The organism is Paenibacillus kribbensis, assembly GCF_001705305.1.
In the GTDB taxonomy this organism is placed as follows: domain Bacteria; phylum Bacillota; class Bacilli; order Paenibacillales; family Paenibacillaceae; genus Paenibacillus; species Paenibacillus kribbensis_B.
This window is the reverse complement of sequence record NZ_MCBP01000017.1, coordinates 1-22,642: the sequence shown is the minus strand read 5'-3', so window position 1 is coordinate 22,642 and position 22,642 is coordinate 1. Positions and strand designations below refer to the sequence as shown.

Annotated in this window: 22 protein-coding genes and 3 pseudogenes; 20 read left to right on the top strand and 5 right to left on the bottom strand. The window is 39.1% G+C overall.

The window, feature by feature from the left end; all coding sequences use genetic code 11:
* Positions 1 to 34 precede the first annotated feature (34 nt).
* The 20 genes and pseudogenes from BAZ21_RS29960 (at position 35) to BAZ21_RS23570 (ending at position 18,887) form a co-directional block, all read left to right on the top strand.
* A complete protein-coding gene (locus BAZ21_RS29960) occupies positions 35 to 2,104 on the top strand; it encodes a hypothetical protein (RefSeq protein ID WP_256022418.1) in 2,070 nt (689 codons plus the stop codon).
* 101 nt (positions 2,105 to 2,205) lie between these two features.
* Positions 2,206 to 2,376 (top strand): hypothetical protein, encoded by a 171-nt coding sequence (locus BAZ21_RS29170; protein ID WP_176718205.1) that lies wholly within the window; start codon positions 2,206 to 2,208, stop codon positions 2,374 to 2,376.
* Between the two features lie 35 nt (positions 2,377 to 2,411).
* Complete coding sequence (locus tag BAZ21_RS23645) at positions 2,412 to 3,998, top strand: DNA/RNA helicase (protein ID WP_068505356.1); 1,587 nt, start codon at positions 2,412 to 2,414, stop codon at positions 3,996 to 3,998.
* Positions 3,999 to 5,017: 1,019 nt separating this feature from the next.
* Positions 5,018 to 6,281 (top strand): annotated as a pseudogene (locus BAZ21_RS23640) (site-specific DNA-methyltransferase).
* A 114-nt stretch (positions 6,282 to 6,395) separates the two neighbouring features.
* The gene (locus BAZ21_RS23635; protein ID WP_373441575.1) at positions 6,396 to 6,632 is read left to right on the top strand and encodes a YciI family protein; all 237 of its coding nucleotides are present in this window, start codon (positions 6,396 to 6,398) and stop codon (positions 6,630 to 6,632) included.
* 258 nt (positions 6,633 to 6,890) lie between these two features.
* Entirely contained in the window at positions 6,891 to 7,052 is a 162-nt protein-coding gene (locus tag BAZ21_RS29165; RefSeq protein WP_218061442.1) for a hypothetical protein, read from the top strand.
* A 66-nt stretch (positions 7,053 to 7,118) separates the two neighbouring features.
* On the top strand, positions 7,119 to 7,862 hold the full coding sequence (locus tag BAZ21_RS23630; protein WP_068505354.1) for a transposase: 744 nt from the start codon (positions 7,119 to 7,121) through the stop codon (positions 7,860 to 7,862).
* A 159-nt stretch (positions 7,863 to 8,021) separates the two neighbouring features.
* Positions 8,022 to 8,867 (top strand): tyrosine-type recombinase/integrase, encoded by an 846-nt coding sequence (locus BAZ21_RS23625; protein ID WP_068505353.1) that lies wholly within the window; start codon positions 8,022 to 8,024, stop codon positions 8,865 to 8,867.
* Positions 8,868 to 9,070: 203 nt separating this feature from the next.
* Complete coding sequence (gene terL, locus BAZ21_RS23620) at positions 9,071 to 10,594, top strand: phage terminase large subunit (protein ID WP_256022416.1); 1,524 nt, start codon at positions 9,071 to 9,073, stop codon at positions 10,592 to 10,594.
* 212 nt (positions 10,595 to 10,806) lie between these two features.
* Positions 10,807 to 11,347 (top strand): annotated as a pseudogene (locus BAZ21_RS23615) (cupin domain-containing protein).
* Between the two features lie 150 nt (positions 11,348 to 11,497).
* Entirely contained in the window at positions 11,498 to 12,805 is a 1,308-nt protein-coding gene (locus BAZ21_RS23610) for a phage portal protein (RefSeq protein WP_068505351.1), read from the top strand.
* Positions 12,806 to 13,584: 779 nt separating this feature from the next.
* A complete protein-coding gene (locus tag BAZ21_RS23600) occupies positions 13,585 to 14,199 on the top strand; it encodes a DUF4355 domain-containing protein (protein WP_068505350.1) in 615 nt (204 codons plus the stop codon).
* Between the two features lie 31 nt (positions 14,200 to 14,230).
* Positions 14,231 to 15,060: pseudogene (locus BAZ21_RS23595) on the top strand (phage major capsid protein).
* A gap of 97 nt (positions 15,061 to 15,157) precedes the next feature.
* Positions 15,158 to 15,376, top strand: coding sequence for a hypothetical protein (locus tag BAZ21_RS23590; protein WP_068505349.1), 219 nt, complete (start codon positions 15,158 to 15,160; stop codon positions 15,374 to 15,376).
* Positions 15,369 to 15,680: a phage head-tail connector protein gene (locus tag BAZ21_RS23585; protein WP_068505348.1), complete on the top strand. Its 312-nt coding sequence runs from the start codon at positions 15,369 to 15,371 to the stop codon at positions 15,678 to 15,680. The genes BAZ21_RS23590 and BAZ21_RS23585 overlap by 8 nt, the downstream gene beginning before the upstream one ends.
* A complete protein-coding gene (locus BAZ21_RS23580; RefSeq protein ID WP_068505347.1) occupies positions 15,680 to 15,970 on the top strand; it encodes a hypothetical protein in 291 nt (96 codons plus the stop codon). Before BAZ21_RS23585 ends, BAZ21_RS23580 begins: the two co-directional genes overlap by 1 nt.
* Positions 15,967 to 16,218 (top strand): hypothetical protein, encoded by a 252-nt coding sequence (locus tag BAZ21_RS29955; protein ID WP_256022413.1) that lies wholly within the window; start codon positions 15,967 to 15,969, stop codon positions 16,216 to 16,218. The genes BAZ21_RS23580 and BAZ21_RS29955 overlap by 4 nt, the downstream gene beginning before the upstream one ends.
* A 36-nt stretch (positions 16,219 to 16,254) precedes the next feature.
* On the top strand, positions 16,255 to 17,118 hold the full coding sequence (locus BAZ21_RS23575) for an Ig-like domain-containing protein (protein ID WP_256022412.1): 864 nt from the start codon (positions 16,255 to 16,257) through the stop codon (positions 17,116 to 17,118).
* A 62-nt stretch (positions 17,119 to 17,180) separates the two neighbouring features.
* A complete protein-coding gene (locus BAZ21_RS29950; RefSeq protein ID WP_256022411.1) occupies positions 17,181 to 17,306 on the top strand; it encodes an SHOCT domain-containing protein in 126 nt (41 codons plus the stop codon).
* A 90-nt stretch (positions 17,307 to 17,396) separates the two neighbouring features.
* Complete coding sequence (locus BAZ21_RS23570) at positions 17,397 to 18,887, top strand: recombinase family protein (RefSeq protein ID WP_256022409.1); 1,491 nt, start codon at positions 17,397 to 17,399, stop codon at positions 18,885 to 18,887.
* A 196-nt stretch (positions 18,888 to 19,083) separates the two neighbouring features.
* On the opposite strand, the gene BAZ21_RS29160 is transcribed toward BAZ21_RS23570, so the two are convergent.
* From BAZ21_RS29160 to BAZ21_RS29945, 5 genes are all read right to left on the bottom strand, one after another.
* Complete coding sequence (locus tag BAZ21_RS29160; RefSeq protein WP_068505346.1) at positions 19,084 to 19,371, bottom strand: hypothetical protein; 288 nt, start codon at positions 19,369 to 19,371, stop codon at positions 19,084 to 19,086.
* Positions 19,372 to 19,917: 546 nt separating this feature from the next.
* On the bottom strand, positions 19,918 to 20,340 hold the full coding sequence (locus BAZ21_RS23555) for a hypothetical protein (protein ID WP_068505345.1): 423 nt from the start codon (positions 20,338 to 20,340) through the stop codon (positions 19,918 to 19,920).
* A 13-nt stretch (positions 20,341 to 20,353) separates the two neighbouring features.
* Positions 20,354 to 20,773, bottom strand: a complete 420-nt coding sequence (locus tag BAZ21_RS23550; protein ID WP_068505344.1) for an EndoU domain-containing protein — start codon at positions 20,771 to 20,773, stop codon at positions 20,354 to 20,356.
* Positions 20,774 to 20,976: 203 nt separating this feature from the next.
* The gene (locus BAZ21_RS23545; RefSeq protein ID WP_068505343.1) at positions 20,977 to 21,441 is read right to left on the bottom strand and encodes a hypothetical protein; all 465 of its coding nucleotides are present in this window, start codon (positions 21,439 to 21,441) and stop codon (positions 20,977 to 20,979) included.
* Positions 21,442 to 21,460: 19 nt separating this feature from the next.
* The coding region (locus BAZ21_RS29945; RefSeq protein ID WP_256022405.1) for an EndoU domain-containing protein at positions 21,461 to 22,642 on the bottom strand (1,182 nt) is incomplete at its 5' end.

Below are 22,642 nucleotides of genomic sequence, written 5' to 3'. Positions count from 1 at the left end.
TTGGGTAGCTAATTATGCGAAACCAGCATACCAGATGAACGCCCATACACCACTGACATACCAATATATTCATGCGCTGAATCTTACACTGAACGATTTATTTCAATTAGCTACGCCTCTAATGGATGTCATCAAACGAGTATTACATGGACAAAAGGATGACGTCCATGGAAAGTGGCTTCGAGATATTGCTTACACGAAAGCGTTCCTACATATGCTGGTCCAAGAAGACGATGAACCCAAAGATGTAGATGAGGAGCCCGATGAACAGGAAGATGAAATAGAACGGGGTCAGAAGAAAGAGTTTATAAATGAAATCATCCAAGCTATTGATTTGAACGAACTAATGCTGTATGACGGAAACGTCCGCAAATTCATCGTGAAGCAAGCCATGCTGAAAGTACAGGATATGTTGAAAGGTCGTATTCCGATTCGTGGCAGTTACTTTTATTTGACCAATGACCCGATTGCATTTATGGAGCATGCCAGCGGATATCCAGTTACAGGTGTGCTAAAGAAGAACCAGGCTTTTATGAATTGGAAACGTGGAATGCATGCTCTATTCCGATCACCGTTAACGATATTTAATGAAGTCGGTAAGCTAGATTTTGTACAAGTACATAACCGATATATGTGTCATTTGGACAATGTGATTGTTCTGAACTGTTGTGATTTAACACTTGCAAGACTTGGACTCGGAGATGTGGATGGAGATACGGCTCTTTGTACCAATGATTCTACTATACTCTCAGCAGTGGTCGATGCCCCTACCATCATCAACGAAGATGATAAAAAAGTAGCTGCACCTGTGCCGAATAATATGGACAGTATCGTCAACATGGAGTTAAAAAGTCTACATAATCTAACGGGTAAATGTACGAATGTGAATACGTATTTTCAGAATCTGGCTTTGGAGGAAGGGAGCCTTCAAGCGCGCGTTTTGGAAAACTCAGTTTTAAAATTTCTCCAAGGTCAAATCATTGATGCGACCAAAAATGGATTGGAAGTAGAGATTCCATATGTGCTGGATCGTCTGGCTATCCAAATGCCGTATTTCTTTCGTTTTGTGAATGGTGGCAAAGCGGATGATTATCAGTACTCGAAGAAATCGCCGTTTAATCAATTTTGTGTTGTGGCAGAAAAGTATATAGATGAAACGTTTAACATGAAAGATGGCAAACTGGATCAGTCTATTTTCAGCATCGAGAGTACGAGACAACTGTTACAGGATATGAGGAAGGTTAGCCAGCCGAAGTTTCTGAACCATATAGCTCGTATTGAACCGCTGTATAAAGAATACAACGAGCAGAAAAAACCAATCGATTATCGCTTGATGCAATTGAATGAACTGAAAAAATGGGAACGGGATAATGATACCCGCAAAGCAATTAGCGCAGAATACGCCAGGTTAAGAGAGGAATACAAAACTCGGTGTGAAGAGATCTGTCCTTATCCTTCGATACTTGCCAGTGTTGCTGTCGAGATCGCTTATCAAAACTACAGAACGTACTCCTTTGCATGGCTGTTTGTAGATGGACTGCTGGAAAATCTAAAGCAGCATGAAAATGTAATGAAGAGGGAAGTACGAAGAGTGAACCAGCTTACGAATCGAAATATAGAAGGCAAGGAGCTTATCGTTCAAGCTGGCATGGCTACAATAGATGATCTGGAGTTTCCATTCCATGTGCGGGATGGTGTGTATTCATTATTTGAGATTATGGGACAATTTTTTATTGGATACGAAGCTGAACGGGAAACCGTAGTACAAACTAGTAATACGCCTTCTATGCTGGACGAGAAAAGTACAAGACGAACATTGAGGAATTATCCGCTTGGCTTCAGCACTTTAAAAAAGTCGGAGGAAGAATCGCAGTTGGTTGCTGACCAGGTATTGGACAAGAAATTACAGATTCAGGTGGTCGAGTACCGCTATGTTCATATTGTAGATGAGCAGGGGAAAGTGAAGTGTATCATTCCGAGAGATCAGGTCATTCGCCGAGATGAAAGGTTATCCTTCTTTGATTTTGATGGTGCAGCAATTGAATTTTTAACTATTGAGAAAGTCACGAAATCAAGCTTTAAGGCTATAGTCCATATCGAATAAATTGATTCATAGGTCTGTCATGATATAGCGCCTGTTAACACGGGCGCTTGGGTGACATCTGATGTATAGGTGTGATTTCACAATGACAGGAGTGAATCTGAATGAGCTACTTTTATTGTTATGATATTAATCTGTTTAATTATCTGACGAGTAAGGGGTTCTCGTTTATAACGAAGGCACGACACTATAAGACGAATGTTTTATTTTCCATGTATCTGAAAACACCAGAACTATCTATAGCCATTGATGAATGGGAAGCAACGGATCATTAAAATGTAGATGTTAGAAATCATGTGAGGAGCATTTGATGAGAATTGATGATTATAAGCCAAAGCAAAATGTAACTGAGAAGATAAATGGGGAGGAGGCTGAATGGAAAAATGGAGATATCATTTTAATCAGTAGTGGCACGGCATCGGGCAAATCCTTCTTTATCCGAAATAAGCTTGAAGAATTAGCCGATCAGCAAAATGTGAACATACTTTTATTAGTCAATCGGAAGAATTTATACGATCAGAATAAGGAAGCTATCGAGGATACCTCAAGAATCAAAGTTGAATTATATCAAACGATTGAGAACCAGCTAAACAATGACGAGGAGTACAATTTTTCTCCCTATACATACATTGTGTGTGATGAGTCGCATTACTTTACTACGGACAGTGGATTTAATGACAACTCGGATGATTCTCTACATGCCATACTCAGTTTACAGTCTCAAATCAGGATTTTTATGTCCGCAACTGGGTATGTACTATTCTCTTACATAAAGGATCAATACAGACGCAAACTCAAACGAACCGAAAATAAGATATGGTCTTACTCGATTCCAAGGAAATTTAATCAAATTGCATCATTATCCTTCTATACAGACTTTTATTCTGTAGAAAAACTAATCGAGTACAAATTCAACAAAGCCGACGATAAAATTATATATTTTGCAAGCAGTATCCAAAAGGCTTATGAGCTTCATCTCAAATATGACAATTCATTATTCGTATGTAGTAAAAGCAGCAAAAATAAAAAATATCTCAAATATGTAGATGATGATCAAGTGGAGTCCATGGTCAAGCAAAATAGGTTTGACTGTAAATATCTATTCACGACAACTGTGCTTGATAATGGTTTTGATTTGAAGGATGAACAAATTAAATTAATTGTGTGCGATATATTTGATGTGGATACGATGTTGCAGTGTATTGGCCGAAAGAGATTCAAGAATGACCAAGATAAGGTTCATGTGGTGTTGCTGAATAGAAACAATAGGAATTTGAATAATTATTTGAATTCAGTCCAAATGAAACTGGATGAAGCAGACGCTTTTATTCATGGTGGAGTTGAAGAATGGAAAAAGCTAGTGGGTAAATTTTCGAGGCAATCTAATTACATCATTAAAGACAACGCAACAAGTGATGGCAAATATAAGTCGAAGAAGACGGTGTCCAGAGTTAAATATCTTCAAGCTGTAGCTACGAGAGATCGGATCAAGGATATGCTGGATCGCAATAGGGAAACGAATGAATATAGAGAAAAAACGGGAGGAAAAAAGGAAAGCGATGCCTATATGATGTACATTTCAAACTTATTACATAAAAATAAAATCACGTTGATTGAGAAACTATTTGAGCAAGAAGAATTATGTAACTATTTAGACACGATAGTCGGTAAAAGAATATACAAAGAGGGTCAAAAACAAGTCATTGAAAAATTTGATATCAAGGATTATCGAGGCAGATTACAAAAGGATATTAGCCAATTACGATCCTACCTCCAATCGAATCAATTAAAATATGCGATTGGTAGTTTTCCAGATAACCGAAAAAAGTTAAAAGATGGAAGCAACAATCCTTATAAAGGGAAGCGATATTGGTTAGTTAGCAAATTTAACGGATAGTCGGTTGTAACAAAAAAATCAAATTTTTCTTATTTTCGATACTGTCAAAAAGGTAGTACATATAAGGATTTTTTTAATCTTGGACCGCAAATTGTGGAGTAATGCTATATATAACATATATCCATGATTTGCTGTCCAGAGGATAGAAAAGGTAATGAAATCAACCGTTTTATGAAATGTAAAAAAGTAAAAAAATGAGACAAACCAAAATTAAGCCGCAAAGGGTGAATTGCCGAAGGCAAGAGGGAAACGGTGGCAGGTCGATGAATACCGTTTACGAAGCGTAGCGAAGTGGTTTTTATCGAGATGGTGAGAGAGTTTCCCCTTATGTGGGTACAAACGTTAAGATCAAAAGAAACCGTCAACAAAAATTTGTAAACAAATTATTTCTTTCCGTAGCCATCCAACATTGTTGGCTGTCTTCATTTTATTTTTTGAACATGATGGATTGACGTGACCCTACTTTTCTATATATAGGGGAAACTGGGGTCAGTCCATTGATATAGCCTAAACTTTGAAAGAATGAAATGGAGAAATGACGTTTACCTCATACCCAAGACATTTATTCATTTGTAGTCAAGCTGCTTATTTTAAAATTTTTGATTTACAGGTTGAAATTAAACTTGTTGAATACCGACTGGAATTGGAAAAATTTTAAGCTACACGAATTGAGGACTTGAACCTACAAAGAGTAAAATGTGTCACGTGACACAATGAGCAGGTTTGCAATTACGATAACACGGGAACTCTGGCTATGAGCTAGGGTTCCTTTTTCATTTAGAGAGGAGAAATATAAATGCTATTAATGTTACAAGCAATAAGTGTAGAAATATTACGCGCTTTCGCTTCGGTAAGTATGCTTTGTGGCTTGATTTGGACGATTCAGTTTTCAAAAGTCAGTGTGGAAAGGGGAATGAGCTGGATCGGAAAGCAAATTCGAAAACGTAGAAATGCTGATACCTTACATAAATAGGAGTATTGAGAATTATGGATTTAAAGAAAAGGAGCAAATTTTATAAATGAAATGGATGAAATTGAAGATCGATCAACTGGTACATGCCGAATATAATCCAAGGAAGGATTTAAAAGCGGGTGATCCGGAATTTGAAAAGATCAGGAATAGTGTAATCGAATTCGGTTATTGTGAACCGATTATTTGTAATAGCGATTATACCATCGTGGGAGGCCACCAACGTGCCAAAGTGTTGAAGGCACTCGGTTACGATGAAGTCGATTGTGTCATAGTCGATGTGAATAAGTCCAAAAGAGAAAGCCCTGAACATAGCGCTCAACAAAATTACAGGGGAATGGGAGTTTGAAGCATTGGCTGCATTATTAGATGAGTTGAAAGAAGCAGAATATAATATTGAGTTAACAGGCTTTGATTGGTCTGAAGCAGAGAAGTTGCTGGATACATTACATGAAGATACAGCCGATGATGAGGATAATTTTAATGTAGAAGAAGCGTTACCTGAATATCCGGTCACTCATAAAGGTGATATTTGGCTACTTGGAAAGCATAGGCTCATGTGCGGTGACTCGACTAATCCGAAAGATATCGCAACATTGATGGACGGTAAGAAGGCTCAGCTTATTGTGACCGATCCACCTTATAATGTGGACTATACAGGTAAAACGAAGGATGCATTGAAAATTGAGAACGATAAAATGGGCAATGACCAGTTTTATGATTTCCTATTGGCTGCCTATACTCGAATGTATGAAGTAGCTGATGATGGAGCTAGTATTTATGTGTTCCATGCAGATAGTGAAGGTTTGAATTTTAGGAAGGCATTTATCGAAGCTGGATTCAAACTAGCACAATGCTGTATATGGGCTAAGCAAGTGATGGTAATGGGCAGGCAAGATTATCACTGGATGCAAGAACCCGTATTATATGGTTGGAAGCCGACAAGTGGACACTATTGGAATAGTGATCGAAAGCAAACGACACTGTGGCAATTTGATCGCCCATTTCGCAATGAATATCATCCCACGATGAAGCCGATTCCCTTAATTAGCTACCCGATTAAAAATTCGAGCAAGCTAGGCGATATCGTGCTTGATCCATTTGGTGGTTCAGGTTCAACGTTGATTGCTTGTGAGGATACGGAACGGATTTGCTACACAAGTGAGCTTGATCCCAAATTTGTAGATGTGATTGTGAAGCGATATATTGCCCACGTTGGTAGCGATAGCGATGTATATTTGATTCGGGAAGGTAAGCAATATAGCTACCAAGAAGTTGCTGCTGAGTCTGCAAAGTCAGAGGTATTGAGATAAATGTTATATATATTGGTTTGATAAATCAATTAATATTCATTTTATGGATCAGTAATGCTAGACTTTTATTACAAGGAAAATACGGAGGGGAAACCAGTGGGCTACTTTTTATTAATGACAACCCGAACAAACAAGTTCGATTCTAATGATGTCCAAGGACACTATGACCATCTGGAAAAGTTAAAAAAAGAGGAGCTTCTCGAAATGTATGGCCCCTTCAGCGATGCAACGGGAGGAGCCTATTTAATAAAGGCAGCATCACTTGATGAGGCGATAAAGATTGGAAATTCAGATCCGCTCATTCAAAATGGATCTTCCACATTGACGATAAAGGAATGGCTGTTGCGTTAAATGCTCATCAGCGAAGAGTGATCATGAGTGGCCAGATATTAAAATATATAGATGTCTATGTATATCCTTTTACATAGGCTTTTTGTATTGGAGGTAAGGTTATTAAGGCAAGAGGGAAGGCTAAGCATTGCCAACGTTGGCAGCGATAACGGCGTATATTTGATTCGGGATGGTAAGCAGTATGACTATCATGAAGTTGTTGCTGAGTCGGTAAGGTCAGAGGTATCATGTGCTGACTAAACCGAAAGGGTGATTGAATTGGGCAAGGCAAAAGTAGATATGGTGATTCGATTCCTAAAGGGCATGCAAGCCGAAAAGGTAAATGTGCTTGGGGCTGAGGAAGCTATGGAGGACAATGAGCTGATTCAGAAGGTAATTGAGGATATTGAATTGTTTTACGAGGCTGAATTGGAAGGGTAAGCTAGAATACATATGGGGAATGACCAATAGTTGGCTGTTCCTTTTTTTGTGCTGGAGGTGAGCAGAATGAGCAAGAACAGTAACAATCCAAAAAGGAATAAACCTAAAATATTGACCAAGTATGATCAATTTGTTGTGCCAAGACTGAAGGATATTCCCGTTTGGGTGCGTGAAGGAGCAACGGATGAGGAGATTGCCAAACGATTAAATATTCATATTTGGACATTAGGTGATTATCGTAGAAAACATCCCAAATTTGCTGAAGCATTGGAACGTCCAACCAAGTGGGAGACACATGTGTATCCTAGATTAGCGGAGATTCAGCAATGGTTCGAAGAAGGCATGAATGCAGAGGACATCATCAGGAAACTCGACATAGGTAAAACGACTTGGTACGAATATATTGATAAGCATCCGATGCTGGCTGAACTAGTCAAATGGAGTAAATCTGTCCCTATTTCACACGTGGAAAATTCACTTTTAAAAACTGCGACTGGGTATTCCTACGAGGAGGTTCGTACAATAGTTGAAGAGGATAAAAATGGAAAAAAGAAGACGCGCATTGAGAAAGTGAAACGATATCAGCCCCCCAATCCGACAGCGATGATCTTCTACTTAAAGAATCGCTCACCCAACGAGTGGAATGATCGACGTGAACTTGTGGTCAATACGAAGGCACTAGAACAGGAACGGAAACAGCTATTTTTGGATATGATTGAAGCGGATGTGGTGGATGCCGACTATGAGACTGTAGAAGAATTAGTAGAGATTGAGGAAGGATATGTGGAGCCGGACGATTCGCAGCCATAACGTTATGTCGTCAGTATTTGTATAGATAAACGCCTGTTTTAGCCCTAAATTTGCTCCGAAAGTAGCCAGAATCAGTGCATAAGATAAGTTATGCAATCAGTGGACTTTCCCTCGCATCAACGGTATGATGTGACACACAAACGAAAGGTGGGGGAGAATATGGAGTATATTCAAGGGTTTGAAGCACATTTGCGGAGCAAGGATCGAAGCGAGAACACAGTTTCGTGCTACATTCGGGACGTATTGCAGTTCATATCCTGGTATCAAAGGAAAACAGAGTATGGACTGGACAAGTGTATTGAACTTGATGGAGTAGAATACAAGAAGGTTCTGCAAAGCACCAACCAAGCGATACTGACCATCAACCGCAAGATTGCCAGTATCAATGTTTTTGCTCAGTGGATGTACCAACAAGGCCATATTAAGGAAAAAATACATATCGAAGCAGTCAGGAACAAGGTTGTTCGCCAATACAAAGGGTTAGCGGAAAAGGATTTGTGGAAGCTGCGGAATGAAATTCACCGTATGGGCAATCGGATGCACATTTGTATGATCGAATTATTGATTGGGACTGGCATACGAGTAAGCGAATTGGTTGGCATCCAGTTGAAGGATATCGAAATGACAGACCGTAAGGGGATATTGAAGGTGCTTGGTAAAGGGAACTCCTTCCGAACGATACCCATGAATAAGGATGTACGTAAAGCCATCACCCGATATCTCGAAGTCAGGCCACAAGTTGAATCGGAACACTTGTTTATTGGGCAGCGCGGAGCCTTGGAGCGGAATGCAGTCAACTTGATCTTGAACAAATACGGGGATCGAGTCAATGTAAAGGTTACACCCCATATGCTGAGACATACACTTGGCTATAAGCTGGTCAAAACGACTCCATTGACGACCATTCAGCAAATCCTTGGACATGATCACGTAGCAACAACCAATATTTATACCTTAACAACACAGCAGGATATGGAGCTAGCTCTAGCAAATATCGAGTGGTGATGAGCCACTCTTTTTGTCGTGGATGGGAGGGGGGCTTCTATATGCAGAAACAGAACAGCCAGCAAATGGTGCAGAAATTTTTATGATGATTTTACGGTAAATATGAGGAAGGAGCCATACCTATTGAAACAATAAAGCAAGAAGAGCAGCGACAGACTGAGCTACTTAAGCAGTATATGGAGAAGCACTTTAAACCAGCGAAAATGAAACAATTGATCGGAACATTCTCTTTCTCCGAACTCCGCAAGCTTATTGGTGAGATGGATATTGAGTTTTTCGCTTTAGCCTATTTTCCTAAATACTTTGATCGAGCATTTGGTAAGTTTCACAAAGAGCTATTCACGGAATTAAGACATATGCTTGCCCATACAGGACTGATTACGGCTTTCGGCCTCCCAAGGGAGCATGGAAAGTCCACGATCAGTTCCTTTTTATTTCCGTTGTATGCGACTTTATATGATAAATCACAGTTTACATTGATTATATCTGCCACAGAGCAGATTGCATTGCCCTTCCTCGATATGATCAAAGATGAGCTGGAAACGAATACGATGTTAATTGAAGATTTCGGTATCCGTAAAGGGAGTCGCTGGAACAACAATGAAATATGGCTCAAGAGTAAAGGTGGACTGGACTCTTGCATTATGATTCGTGGCATAGATGGCAGCTTGAGAGGTATTCACTATAAGCATCACCGTCCTACCTTGGTTCTAATGGATGATTTGCTCAAGGAGGATACGGCACGATCCGAAGCCAAACGAGAACAAATTAAAAATACATTTACAGATGTCATACTACCTATTGGCACAAGGGATACGAATATTTTGATCTGTGGAACCATTTTGAACGAAGAGGACATTATGGCCGATCTGCTTAAAGGTAAAATCCCTGGTGTGCGAAGTGTTCGTAAAGCAGCCGTGCTTCAATTTTCAGAGCGTGATGATCTATGGTCAGAGTGGGAGCGACAATATAATAACTTGCAGGATGAGGACAGGATCAATACTGCCTTGTCTTTTTTTATGGCGAATGAGGAGGAAATGCTGGAGGGTACGAAAATCCTGTGGAGCGAGTATTTGGACTATTATTATTTGATGTGCAAGAAGCAAGCGATGGGCGAAAGGTCATTTTATAAAGAGTTACAAAATGATCCGCGTTCAACCGATGAATACATATTTCAGAATCTCATGTATTGGGATAGGTTGCCTGAATTTGAGGACATGGAAGTTGCCATGTATATTGATCCAGCGATTAAGGCAGGGAAGAAAAACGACTATTCGGCTATTTCAATTATTGGTCAGCACCGAAGGACGAAGCAAATGTATGTGATCGACGGTAATATTTACAAAATGCTGCCGGATGATTTGTTTCAAGTCGCAATTGAAAAATTGAAGCTTTATCCTGTAGATAAGCTTGGTTTTGAAGTGAATCAGGCACAAAGCTACATGAAGCAAAAGTTTGAAGAAGAGCTATGGAAGGCGAATATACATACACCCGTAGAAAGTGTGCATTCAAAAGGGCAGAAGCATGAACGTATTATTAGCTTGGAACCAGAAATCAAGAAGGGACATATTCTGTTCAATTCGGATAACCTCAGATACAATCATCAGGTGAAGGACTACAATCGAAACTGCCAATATGATGACGCGCCAGATAGTTTATATGGTGCTGTTCAATTGATTCAGTCTGTGAAAAGTCTGAAATTTTATGATCGCAGTTTGTTGTTTTGAGGGTTCTGCCGGATACTCATTCTTTATTATGATCCAATCTCGTTAAGCAAATGGACAGTTACCTTCAATAACCATAAAGGTTGGATGTCAATTGTTTAGCATTTAGTGTTGCATTCGTTTATGGCCTCAGGCTCTTGCCCTTTTTAAAACCTTTATATAGGCAAGTGCATAGAATGAAAATAAACAATGAAATGCTGAGAGGAGAATGAATATTGTACCGTAATTCATGCTATCCATATCAATGGCATACTCATACTCCAATGCACGACTATTGGAATAACAGCCGTTGGAGTAATAATTGGAATGGTCATTTATTATAATGGGGTCAACACGAACGGGTATCCTTATAAATCAACAGATTATGGACAAAGACCATTTGTAGTAAATATTGACCAAGCTACTAAGCAAAATAATACTTACCGCACCGCTTTGTGGACAGGGAAACACCTTCAAGTAACCCTGATGAGTATTAATGTTGGAGATGATATTGGTTTAGAAGTTCATCCTACAACAGACCAATTCATACGTATTGAAGAAGGTCAGGGACTTGTTCAGATGGGTGAAAGTAAAGAAAATTTGAATTTTCAATCAATGGCCTGTGGTGGGTATGCAATTATGATACCTGCTGGAACATGGCACAATGTTACCAATACGGGGAATACCCCGCTTAAAATATACGTCATCTATGCTCCGCCTGAGCATCCATATGGTACGGTTCATGTAACAAAAGCGGATGCCATGTCTGCCGAATAAAGCCAATATTATTAATGGATCAAGTAAATGAGGTTGGAATGAATCACTAACGGTGAACGTTAATTCAAAAAGGAACTGCCTTAGTAAAGGTGGTTCTTTTATTTATTTAAGCAACAATTACATAGCCCATTTTTGAAAGGATTCGATGAGATGCAAATCACCGAACAAATTATTTTGGAATGTCTAAATGAACTCCAATCGGCTGCAATAGCCAAACAGAAATACTCAGACTACTACAATGGTCAGCATGCTATTCTCAAGAACTATGCGATGCAAGAAAGCCGAAGCAATCAAAAGCTCATTTTCAATTTTCCTCGTAAGTTCGTAGATAATGAAGTCGGTTACCTGCTAGGTAAGCCAGTAAACTATGTGTCCAAGTCGGATCAGGATACAGCTATACATTACATAGATGTACATATGAGTCATTGGGACAAAGAGCATAATCTACAGCTTCGGAAACAATCAGAAATCTTCGGTGAAAGCTTCGAATTGAACTATATTGATTCGGAAGGCCAATTTTCAGCGACGGTGCTATCCCCTTTGAATGCGTATGTATTGGAGGACGGAACAGCAGAAAGAAATGTGCTATTAGGACTACATAAATTTACAAGACGACTTGATAAGCAAGTGTACCTTGACGTGTATACCGACCATGAAATTCTACATTATACAATTGGTAACGGTGATAAACACAATCGGAGTAGGCAGAACCAAGCACCTGAATTAAAATATATCGGCAAACATAATCACATCTTTGGAAGAGTCCCACTTATCTCCTGTCCAGCCAATACGGAGAGAAAAAGTGGCTTCCATGATGTGATTTCTTTATTTGATGCCTATAATGCGCTGAATTCCGATTTGGTCAATGAAATTGCAGATCATCGCAACGCCTATCTTGTGATTGAGAATGCAAAGCTGGAAGCTGAAGATTTATTGAATATGAAGAAGATGGGCATTATTCAGGTTCCGGCCGGAGGAAAGGTAAGTTGGCTCACAAAGGAAATTAACGATTCTTTTGTGAAAAACGAGTTGGATAACATTGAACGCAAAATCTTCGACATGATGGATCAGGTCAACTTTAATGAAAACTGGGCCAGCAATACGTCCTCCTTGGCGCTGCGAAATAAGCTGCTGAATTTAGAGAATCGAGTAGCAATGCGTGAAGCCTTAATGGAAAAGGCAATCAAGCAACGTCTGCGTAACTTCTTCACCTTTCTGCACATTAAAGAAGGCGTTCAATACGATTACCGGGATATCGCCGTAAAATTCACAAGAAACTTGCCAACAGATTTGGTTGGGATGGCTGATGTGATTGTTAAATTGCAGCAAGTCGTATCTCAGGAGACGTTGCTCACGTTGCTTCCGTTTGTTGAGAATCCAAAGCTGGAATTCAATAAATTTCATTCGGAGCAGCAACGATTAACAGATGTGAGTAAGGAGAAATCGAATGCAGAATAAAAATAGTATCAAGCGGTTGGTTAAGAATAGCTGTGCTTGTTATCTCGGAACGAAGCATGGCATCCCAAACTATTGCTGCTTACAGGATGGCTCATGTGCATTCTTCGCTCAAGATGATTCTTTGCCCCGTTGTACCTATTTTGAAAATGGAGTGTTGCCAATAGACGAGAAGCTGGAGCGAGAATATCAGTCTGAACGTAATGTAGAGACTGAGCCTAAGACAGTGAAGCCGAGGGTGAACTGTACACGTTGTGGAGGAACATTTTCGGCAAATTCGAATCGACAGAAATATTGTGAGAAGTGTAAAGGTAAAGCGAGAAAAGAAAATATTAGGATACGTGTCCGGAAGTTCAGACAAAAAGACGGCTCGATGTAACGCTTTAGAGGTGGGAAAAGCCCTATAAATAAAGGGTTAAAAATAGACAAAAATGAGGAGTTGGCATGCTTGTACCTTTTCGTCACTTTTGCGTTTTCTAATGCGTTACATGATTGTCTTGAGCATGATACTCAATATTATACAGTTTCAGCATACATATACGTTTCTGAAGTTTAGGCAAACAACAGGCTTGATGTAACGCTTTAGGCTGTCAAAAAGCCGTATAAACAAAGGATGAAAAATAGGTAAAAGTGGGGAGTGGGTATGTTTGTACCTTTTCCTCGTTTTTGTGATTTCTAAAGCGTTACATTGCTGTCCTGAGCATGACATTAAAAGGCTCCATACATACATAAGCGTGTTCGGTTCTACAGAGTCGAATGGGCGATAAAGGAGATTAACGAAAATGAAATTGGAACAAGTGAAGCAGTTCATTGAAGAGAACCAAACGAATGAGGAATGGCAAGCGTATCTTCAGGATTTGAATCCGTATAACGTAGAAGGGATAGAGCGATATATCCAATCCAACAAGGAAGCAAAAAGTTGGTTCGATAGCACGGTGGACAAACGATCCGCTAAATCACTGGAAACGTGGAAAGCAAATCATCTCGAGGATTTACTGAATGCTGAAATCAAAAAGAGATTCCCTACGAAGGATGAGAAAGATATCGAGGTCGAGAAGCTACGTGCTGAAGTCGAAAATATGAAGCTGGAGAAGCAGCGTGAACGGTTAACCAGTCAAGCAATTAAAATTGCATCCGAAAAGAAACTTCCACTTCCGTTAGTGGATTTTTTTATTGGTGCCGATGAAGAAGCCACGACAGCGAATTTGGCTATGTTGGAACAATCGCTACAAGTGGCTATCCAACATCAAGTTGAGCAACGGCTTAAAGGGGAAGGATATACCCCTCCGGCTGGTTCAACAGGTAACACATTTACATTAGAAGCGATTAAAGGCATGTCGCCAAACGAGATTAATCAGCATTGGGATCAAGTCAAACAAGCATTACAAAACAAATAATAATCAATAGAAAAGGACAGGGTGATTAGATATGTCAGTACAAAATTTTATTCCTACAATTTGGAGCGCACGTTTAAATGAAAGTTTGAAGAAGAATTTGGTGTATGGCAATGTGGTCAACACTGATTATGAAGGTGAGATTCAAGGTCAAGGCTCCACAGTAAAAATCAATTCGATTGGAGCGGTGACGATTGGCAATTATGACAAAGTAGCTGGAATTGGGAATCCACAGGAACTGGATGCTACGCAAAAAACACTGGTGGTTGATCAAGCGAAGTATTTCAACTTTCAAGTGGATGATGTAGATGCTGCCCAAGCGAATGTGAATCTGTTGGATGGTGGGATCGTAGAAGCTTCGTATGGGCTTGCTAATGTGGGGATCAGTATCTTGCTGGATTCTACACAGAGGTCAAAGCTGAGAATACAATTGGCAATGATACAGCGCCAATAATTCCCACGAAAGATACAGCTTATGATTTGCTGATTGATCTAGGTGTGCTGCTAGACGAAAATAATGTGCCTGAAACGGAACGATTTGTGGTGGTTCCTGCATGGTACTATGGCTTGCTACTGAAAGATGCTCGTTTCACCAAAGACCCAAATATCATCCGCACAGGTTATGTAGGGGATATTGATGGAATGACCGTTTACAAATCCAACAATGTGCCGAATACCGCAGGAGCCAAGTACAAAATTATTGCAGGTCATAAAAGTGCTATTTCGTTTGCGGGTCAAGTGGATTCGGTGGAAGCTTTCAGACCAGAGAAACAATTTTCGGATGCAGTGAAAGGGTTGCAAGTATTCGGAGCCAAATGTATTAAGCCCGAAGCCATCACTGTACTTACAGCGAATAAGTCTTAATTGAAAGTAGATGATATGAGAACACATTATAATAGAAGAAACACGTTCGGGGTGTCCGTTTTGGATGCCCTATTTTATTTTTTTGGAGGGTGATAAGATGTGGTTTTTGAATCAAGAAACAGGCTGCACATGGGAAGTCACAGATCAGGAGTTAATGCTGAGGTTACAGACCAGTGGGCATTATGAGCAAATGGAAGAACCTCAACCAGATGAGAATGCAGAAGATGAACCTGTAACGAAAGCTCAAACTGCAAAGAATTTGAAACGTACCGAAAAGGCACAGGCAAAGGAGGAACAGGAGCCAGTACATGAGTGAACCAATCGATTTGATAAAACGATTATTAGGCATAGAGCCAACAGATATATCCAAGGACGATATCCTGATCCACTACTTAAATAAAGCTAAGGGTAATATTCTAGGTTATTGTAATGTCTCAACACTGCCAGTGGAATATGATGATGTTATGGTCGATTATGCTGTGTATCTCTATAAAAATAGGGATTCGGTTGGACTTATAACTAAGCAAGAAGGTGAACGCTCAGCTACGTATGAAACAGGGATTCCAACAAGTATTCGATTGGCTCTTCCTCTACCTAAAATCAAGGTAGGGACAGATTAATGTTTTACGATACAAAGTTGGAAATTTTAGATGCTGAATTTATACCTATTCGGTCAGTGATGGCAGATGTACAACCTTATCGCAAAAGCTTTTCATTTGAAGATGGTTACATACTAGAGACAACATATCGAGCTTTCTGTCCACTGGTGGAATCCTTATTGCAGTCGAATTGCTATGTCCAAATTGGTAAGGATGTCTTTATTATTTTGGATATGAAGGGATGGAGTGATTACGTGGAGTTGTATCTGTATCGCTGCAAGCCGGATTTTGCATTGGAGGTGGAGGAGTGACAAGGAGCTTAGAAACCATGCTGGATTTCTTTCTACGAGAGAAAGGCGAACTTGTACATATCAATAGTGTAAAGCAGTTTGCTCTGATCCGGGATGCGACAGATACCATTCGAATGACCGATGAAAAAATCATTCGAGCAGCAACACCTCTACACACAGGAGATATCGTGGATTATCGTTATGAACGTTATCTGATCACTAGTCAGGTGGATCAAAATGACAAGTCCTGTCGAGGCCGAATGAGATAGTGTAATCAACGGGTGGCTTTAAACTGGAGTGGGCAGGTGAAATGGTTTGATGCTGTGGTAGAAGCCAGAACGCTTTCAACGGAAACAGGTAAGGTTATTTCAATACCGGAGGGAAACATCCTGGTTATCGTACAATACAATGCAGACACGAGAGGCATTACATTAAGCCAACGATTTTATATGACTCATCAGCCGTTTAAAATAGTTGGAATTGACCGCACGATGAATGGCATCATCCAGTTAAGCTGCACATTGGATAGCATAAATACAGCTTATGATGACGTGGAAATTAATATTGCAGACCGATGGAAGTACGAGATTGCTCATACATACGCATTACATATCAATCAGAGAACGATGGCCCATGTGCTGCTTAACGAAACAATAACGTTGAATGTAACTGCTACGGATAATGGGAATGAGATAGCGAATCCGGCGATTACCTATATATCTAGTGATCCGAATGTGGTTAGTGTAGATCAGCAAGGACAGGTTATGGGCATTGCTTTGGGACAAGCAAGTATTACTGCAAAACTAACGTATCATCCGACAGTGCTGAGCAACATTGAAATGAGAGTCGTCGAAACAGGAACGCATATCTATTCGATAGCCATTACCGGCAATCCCATTCCCAAAACAGGCCAAAGCTCCTCATACGTCAGCCATATCTATGATCATGGAACAGAAGTGTTTGACCAGTCGGTAGAGTGGAGCCTACGGAATCAAGATGATTCAACTCCTATCATGGGGAGCATAACAGCCAGCACAGGAAATAGTGTGACGGTGAAAGCCGGAAGCAGTAGTGGGGCGAACAATAAAGCCCTTGTACTGACTGCCACCTTAGTAAGCGATCCTAGCATGACAATAGAAAAGACCATTAGCCTTAAGAATTTATTCTAAGCTTTATATCTATCGGCTTGCCCTAGAGGTGAGCCATTTTTATTTTAAAGGAGCACATACATATGCAACGAAAATCTATTGATTACTTGCTCAGTCTGAGTCTATTGAAGCAATTAAGATCACAACATGTCATTACAGAAGAAGAGTTCATAGCGATTGATGAGCTGAATAAAAAGTTTTTCAAGTAGCTATAACATGGGCAGAAATGGACTTGATGATGTGCCGCAAGCATTATACCATGTGACCGTATAAAGAAGATATCGAAGGGAGAAACACTTATGGCCCAAGCCGCAACCGCAAAAAAAGTTGTCATCGTTCCCATTAAAACGATGGACATCGTAGAAGGAATTCAATCTATTCAAAAGAAGAAAGTCGCTGCCTATTGCCGAGTCAGCACAGATTCCGAGGAGCAAAAGGAGAGCTATACCAATCAGGTAAACCACTATACTCAACACATTCAAAACAACTTGGAATGGGAAATGGCGGATATCTATGCCGATGAAGGAATCACTGGAACCAGTACCAAAAATAGAACGCACTTTAATCGGATGATACAGGATGCCCGAAATGGTAAACTGGATCTAATTCTGGTCAAGTCTATTTCGAGGTTTGCCAGAAACACACTGGATTTATTGAAATATGTACGGGAACTCAAAAGTCTAGGAGTTGCTGTGTTCTTTGAACGAGAGAACATTAATACACTGGATACAACAGGTGAAGTATTGCTGACCATCCTGAGTTCTCTTGCCCAAGACGAGAGCCGAAATATTTCTGAAAACAGTCGATGGGGCATATTACGTGGCTTCCAAAACGGCAAAGTCTTCTGCAACACGAATCGCTTCCTTGGCTATGATAAGGATGAACATGGTGAACTGGTCATTAATGAGAAGGAAGCCGAGATTGTGCGGCGCATATACGAGGAGTATTTGGATGGGAAAAGCTATCAAGCGATAGCCAGAGGATTGATGCGAGATCACATTAAAACAGTCACGGGTGGCGATACGTGGTGGGATTCCTCTATTACCTTAATTTTGACCAATGAGAAATATTACGAAGCTTTGCTTCAGCAAAAGACGGTAACGGTAGATTTTCTAACCCACAAACGAATAAGGAATAAAGGACAGGAACAGCAATATTTAATTGAGGACAACCATGAACCGATTGTCTCGAAGGAAATATTCGAAGCGGTGCAAAAAGAGAAGGAACGAAGAGCCAAGCTGAAAGGGAGTGTGATGGGGGAGAGTAAAAGATACTCCAGTAAATATGTACTAAGCAGCAAAGTGTATTGTGAATGCTGCGGAGCTATTTTTAAACGCCGAACCTGGAACAGCAATAATCCATCCAAAAAAGTGGTATGGCAATGCAAAACGTATGTCAATGAAGAGAAAGCAGCATGTGATGCCAAATCAGTCGATGAACAAGTTTTACATTCCGCGTTTGTACGATTGTTCAACCGGATGTATGAGAACAAGGAAAGATTGATTAAAACGCTGAAAGGAAATATTGAATCGGTACTTTCCAGCAAAGTAGGGCAAGAACAGCTATTGGACATTGAAAGAAAGATGCAACAATCGAAATCCGACTTGAAGGAATTAGTAAATCTCAAGCTACGGAATCAGATTGACGAGACGGTTTATGATGAAGAAACGAACAGACTTTCCAGTGAGCTAAACGAGCTACGGCAACAGATGCTGAAACTGGAGCAGGAAGAGGATCAGAATGAGAGGATCAAGGAACGTGTCGATGAAATCATACAACTTTTAAACTAGCGGCAGGATATATTGGAACAATTTGATGATAGCCTATTTAATGCGTTGGTGGAGAAGATCACGATTCTCTCACCAGCGCATTTTGTTTTTACCTTGAAAAATGGAATGAGCATAGATGAAATTATAGAAGATTAATAGATCATTGTTAAATGAATTTAGGGGTTTAGATAAACTATAGGCTAAAACGATCAATGGGCTAACGAATATTTGTGGAGTGTATGACGGGAAGGATCAATCGAATCCCGTCTTTAACTCCTTCCATATAGATAGATTGTTTGTCCTGACTTAGCTGATAGCCAATGGCTTCTTCCCACTCAGATAACAGGCGTTGGATATCCTCGTTTTGATTCATTTTGAATTGATCCATTTGAGTGAATAGATTGTTGTCCTCTGATGAACATGAAGCTTGTTGTTCACTGGCTAGTTCTATCTGATAAAAACGTTGGCGTAATGCTTCTTGAAACCATTCTGGCCAATCTGACATGGAATTTTTCCCTCCCGTGGTTGAAGTGTGTGTATGTTAACTCTGATGGGGAAGGATGGCAAGTCATTGTTTTAGTTTAGGCGATTGGGACTGTTCTCTTCCTCCTTTGATTTTGAGCATGAAAAAAGCTCATTCCTACTCATCGTTCAAGTTGGAAAGAGCTTTTGAAAGTTTATCAAGTATTTGAATGATTTAGTGCTTGGTTTAGAGTTTGGTTTGTTGTATTGTATGATCTTGTTGTCACTTTGTAAACCTACCTATTTTTCATTTTTTTGATTGATTGGTTTACTCAACTCAGTGTGGAATTTTAACAAATTTAAAATAGCCTTTATCTTGTCCATAAGTAAATGCACTTGGTCTTTCTGTTCCGGATCTCTACCAATAAATTCTATACACATTTCTTTCAAACAATTATAGAAATCTGAACTTTTCATAATGATTTCGTTATATGAAGCAGTGTTAATAAATATCATTATAAGTCAATTAGAAATAATAAGTTTTGCAGCCTATTATTATGAAAATTTAACAACTCATATATTATCATCTCTATTGTAATTTATTAAGAAACTCCCTACATATTCTACCTGACATATTATCAATTGATGCCATTTTTCTCAATTTCTCCATAAGTTCATTGTTATTTATTATACAATCTTTATTATTATCATTAATTAAAAATCTTAAAGAATCAATACACATTTCAAATAGTTCTTTGTCTGTTGTTTCAATAAGTGATAATATTATATTAATTTCTCTTGCATCATTTTCTTCTTCAAAGCAATATACTACTCTTTTTTGCCACTCTAACGACTTATCCATTATATTTTTTCCAAGCAATTCCCAATCTATTTCAGAAAATTTTTCCAACAAGGTCATCGCATCATTTACTCCAACATCATACCAATAATCATCTGAAGCATTCTCTCCAGACATTTCAGTTATTAATTTGTCAAATTCTTCATATTTCATAAATTTGCCTCCACTAATTTATTGGTTCAAATCCTGGCGTTGGTTTACCTCCCACCGGATATCCAGCAGTAATGTTATTGCCTTCTTTAATAACATCTATTTCAACACCATCTACAGTACGGCTATGCAAAGTTGTAGTTACCCCATCTGAAGTACGACTTCCAACTGCTGGCGTATCGCTAATTTCTTTTATAGAGCCTATAATTTTCTCATCACTCCATGAATCAGGAAATACTGTGCTTTTTTTAAGCTTTGCGAGAGTTACATCTGGAAACTGATGATAAAATTGAACAAATTTAGTTCCAACTGGATTCTCCCTGAGAACTTCTACTGCATAATTAGGATTTGCATCGTTTACCACATTAGACGAATGCCCCCCTCTAAGTCCATTTTTACCTGGTATTCTCTCTCCCCCTAATATTTTTTGCTCCATCTCTGGTGATAAGTAAGATTCACTAGCTTTACCCGTCCCCTAAGGAGAAAACGATCTTAGTCAGTATCCGTCTACGTTACCCAAATCAAAATTTATGTAATGTTTCAATATTATAAAGACTGTTGATATACCTGTGTACATATTGAAAAACTTATTCCTCATTATGACTCTTATAGGAATAAGCTTCTCAGTGTTTGTTATGTTTATTCGTTATTTTCTATACTCTTAACTTCTATCATTTTTTGTTCAATCCAATTCATAACCATTTCTGCCTCCTCTCGAGGAATCCTCCCCCTCTCGCTTTTATATTTATAAGTTTCATAAGCCCATACTAATATAATTTTCACAAATTCAACTGTCTCTAATTTACAGATCGGTTCAATTTCATCTTCTTCCTCGTCATAAAATGGATCTTCAATTATTGTATAGTCTCTAAAGGATATAACGCTTGATGCATTTCCTCCATGTCTATATTCGGGTATATTTCCCCTTAATAAATCAATATAATTATCAATATCAATTTTCAAATCTTTAAATCTCCAAGGTATATCAGATCCTAAGGGATCACTTATCATATTGGCGAACTCCAGTGATTTTTCTTCGTCAAAATCCAATATAACTATATTAAATTCTTCCATATACCTCAATTTATATTTATATTTTATCATTATTCAAACAACCTCCAATTCAATATACTGGATAAGCTGAAATTATCTTATCATTTCTTAAAATAAACTCTATTTCCATTCCCGTGCTTGTTTTTCCTATATATTTATTGTTTTTTATAATTACTTTATTATTAAAAGCTTCATTTACTGAATCTATCACCTGTTGTGGTGTCCATTTCTTTGGAAAAAATGTGGATTTAGGTCCTTTTAATACTCCATTAATTTCAATATTAGCTTGATAGACACCAAACTCATTAGGTGGGTCAATATTTCCGACAATTTTACCGTTACTACTTGGCATTCCTTCATAATGAAAACCATTGGCATTTCCATTCTTGAGTACTTCACCATCAAAAATATGGTTTAATCCATTTTCTTTAGTCCCTTGTTTGAAGTTTTCTGTGTTCTGTAGACTCTCAAGCCATTTCTCTTTCTCTATAACAGGTTTACCACCTTGTCCCGTCCCCTCTAACGCCTGTCGGTTCTTAATAGCATCAAGAGTAAGCTTTTCTTTTTTTACATATTCCCCAAACTTGGATGCTTCCCTTGCAGCCTTGCTCTGAGCGATATTTTGTAATACTCGCTGTTTTATTTGCTCAGATGGATCTACTTTACTTATTCCTGTCCCTTCCGTTTTAAGCGACATACCGGGTTTGGAAGACGTAGCTTTTGTTATTCCTGTCCCCGGAGTTTTAACGGTAGACTTTGGAACTTTAATTGATTTAGAAGGTATCTTTATATTCCTGCCAAATTTAGCACCGTATAAACTTCCAACCATCTGAAATTCAGAAAATACACTACTAATAATAATCGCATTTGCCTGCCATTTTGGTATTTCTTCTCCTGTCCAATAGTTCTTTCCTTCTCTTGCTGCTTTAATTTGTTCTACGAAAATATCCACATTTTCTGGTTCGTGATGTAATTTGATTTCTCCATTTTTGATAGCTTCGTTATAGGCAAGAGAAGCTTGTGCAGCTTTCTGATCGGTAACTCCATTCTTACTGAGGACCCACATAGTACCCATAAATTCTTTATCATACTCATCAAAATTATAGGATACTTTGGCTTTTTCAGCTGCCATGTAGCTGTCATAATTGGCTCTCCAGCGTTGTTTTAGATCTACAGGGATCTGCTGATACGCATGAGCCATGGCATTAGACTCTTTCAGCAAGTTCTTAACCAGCTCTAATGGGCCACCGGA

Coding starts and splice junctions, on each gene's coding strand:
- BAZ21_RS29960 (WP_256022418.1), top strand. CDS start 35: ATGAACGCCCATACACCACTGACATACCAATATATTCATGCGCTGAAT.
- BAZ21_RS29170 (WP_176718205.1), top strand. CDS start 2,206: ATGAGCTACTTTTATTGTTATGATATTAATCTGTTTAATTATCTGACG.
- BAZ21_RS23645 (WP_068505356.1), top strand. CDS start 2,412: ATGAGAATTGATGATTATAAGCCAAAGCAAAATGTAACTGAGAAGATA.
- BAZ21_RS23635 (WP_373441575.1), top strand. CDS start 6,396: ATGACAACCCGAACAAACAAGTTCGATTCTAATGATGTCCAAGGACAC.
- BAZ21_RS23630 (WP_068505354.1), top strand. CDS start 7,119: ATGAGCAAGAACAGTAACAATCCAAAAAGGAATAAACCTAAAATATTG.
- BAZ21_RS23625 (WP_068505353.1), top strand. CDS start 8,022: ATGGAGTATATTCAAGGGTTTGAAGCACATTTGCGGAGCAAGGATCGA.
- terL (WP_256022416.1), top strand. CDS start 9,071: ATGAAACAATTGATCGGAACATTCTCTTTCTCCGAACTCCGCAAGCTT.
- BAZ21_RS23610 (WP_068505351.1), top strand. CDS start 11,498: ATGCAAATCACCGAACAAATTATTTTGGAATGTCTAAATGAACTCCAA.
- BAZ21_RS23600 (WP_068505350.1), top strand. CDS start 13,585: ATGAAATTGGAACAAGTGAAGCAGTTCATTGAAGAGAACCAAACGAAT.
- BAZ21_RS23590 (WP_068505349.1), top strand. CDS start 15,158: ATGTGGTTTTTGAATCAAGAAACAGGCTGCACATGGGAAGTCACAGAT.
- BAZ21_RS23585 (WP_068505348.1), top strand. CDS start 15,369: ATGAGTGAACCAATCGATTTGATAAAACGATTATTAGGCATAGAGCCA.
- BAZ21_RS23580 (WP_068505347.1), top strand. CDS start 15,680: ATGTTTTACGATACAAAGTTGGAAATTTTAGATGCTGAATTTATACCT.
- BAZ21_RS29950 (WP_256022411.1), top strand. CDS start 17,181: ATGCAACGAAAATCTATTGATTACTTGCTCAGTCTGAGTCTATTGAAG.
- BAZ21_RS23570 (WP_256022409.1), top strand. CDS start 17,397: ATGGCCCAAGCCGCAACCGCAAAAAAAGTTGTCATCGTTCCCATTAAA.
- BAZ21_RS29160 (WP_068505346.1), bottom strand. CDS start 19,371: ATGTCAGATTGGCCAGAATGGTTTCAAGAAGCATTACGCCAACGTTTT.
- BAZ21_RS23555 (WP_068505345.1), bottom strand. CDS start 20,340: ATGAAATATGAAGAATTTGACAAATTAATAACTGAAATGTCTGGAGAG.
- BAZ21_RS23550 (WP_068505344.1), bottom strand. CDS start 20,773: ATGGAGCAAAAAATATTAGGGGGAGAGAGAATACCAGGTAAAAATGGA.
- BAZ21_RS23545 (WP_068505343.1), bottom strand. CDS start 21,441: ATGATAAAATATAAATATAAATTGAGGTATATGGAAGAATTTAATATA.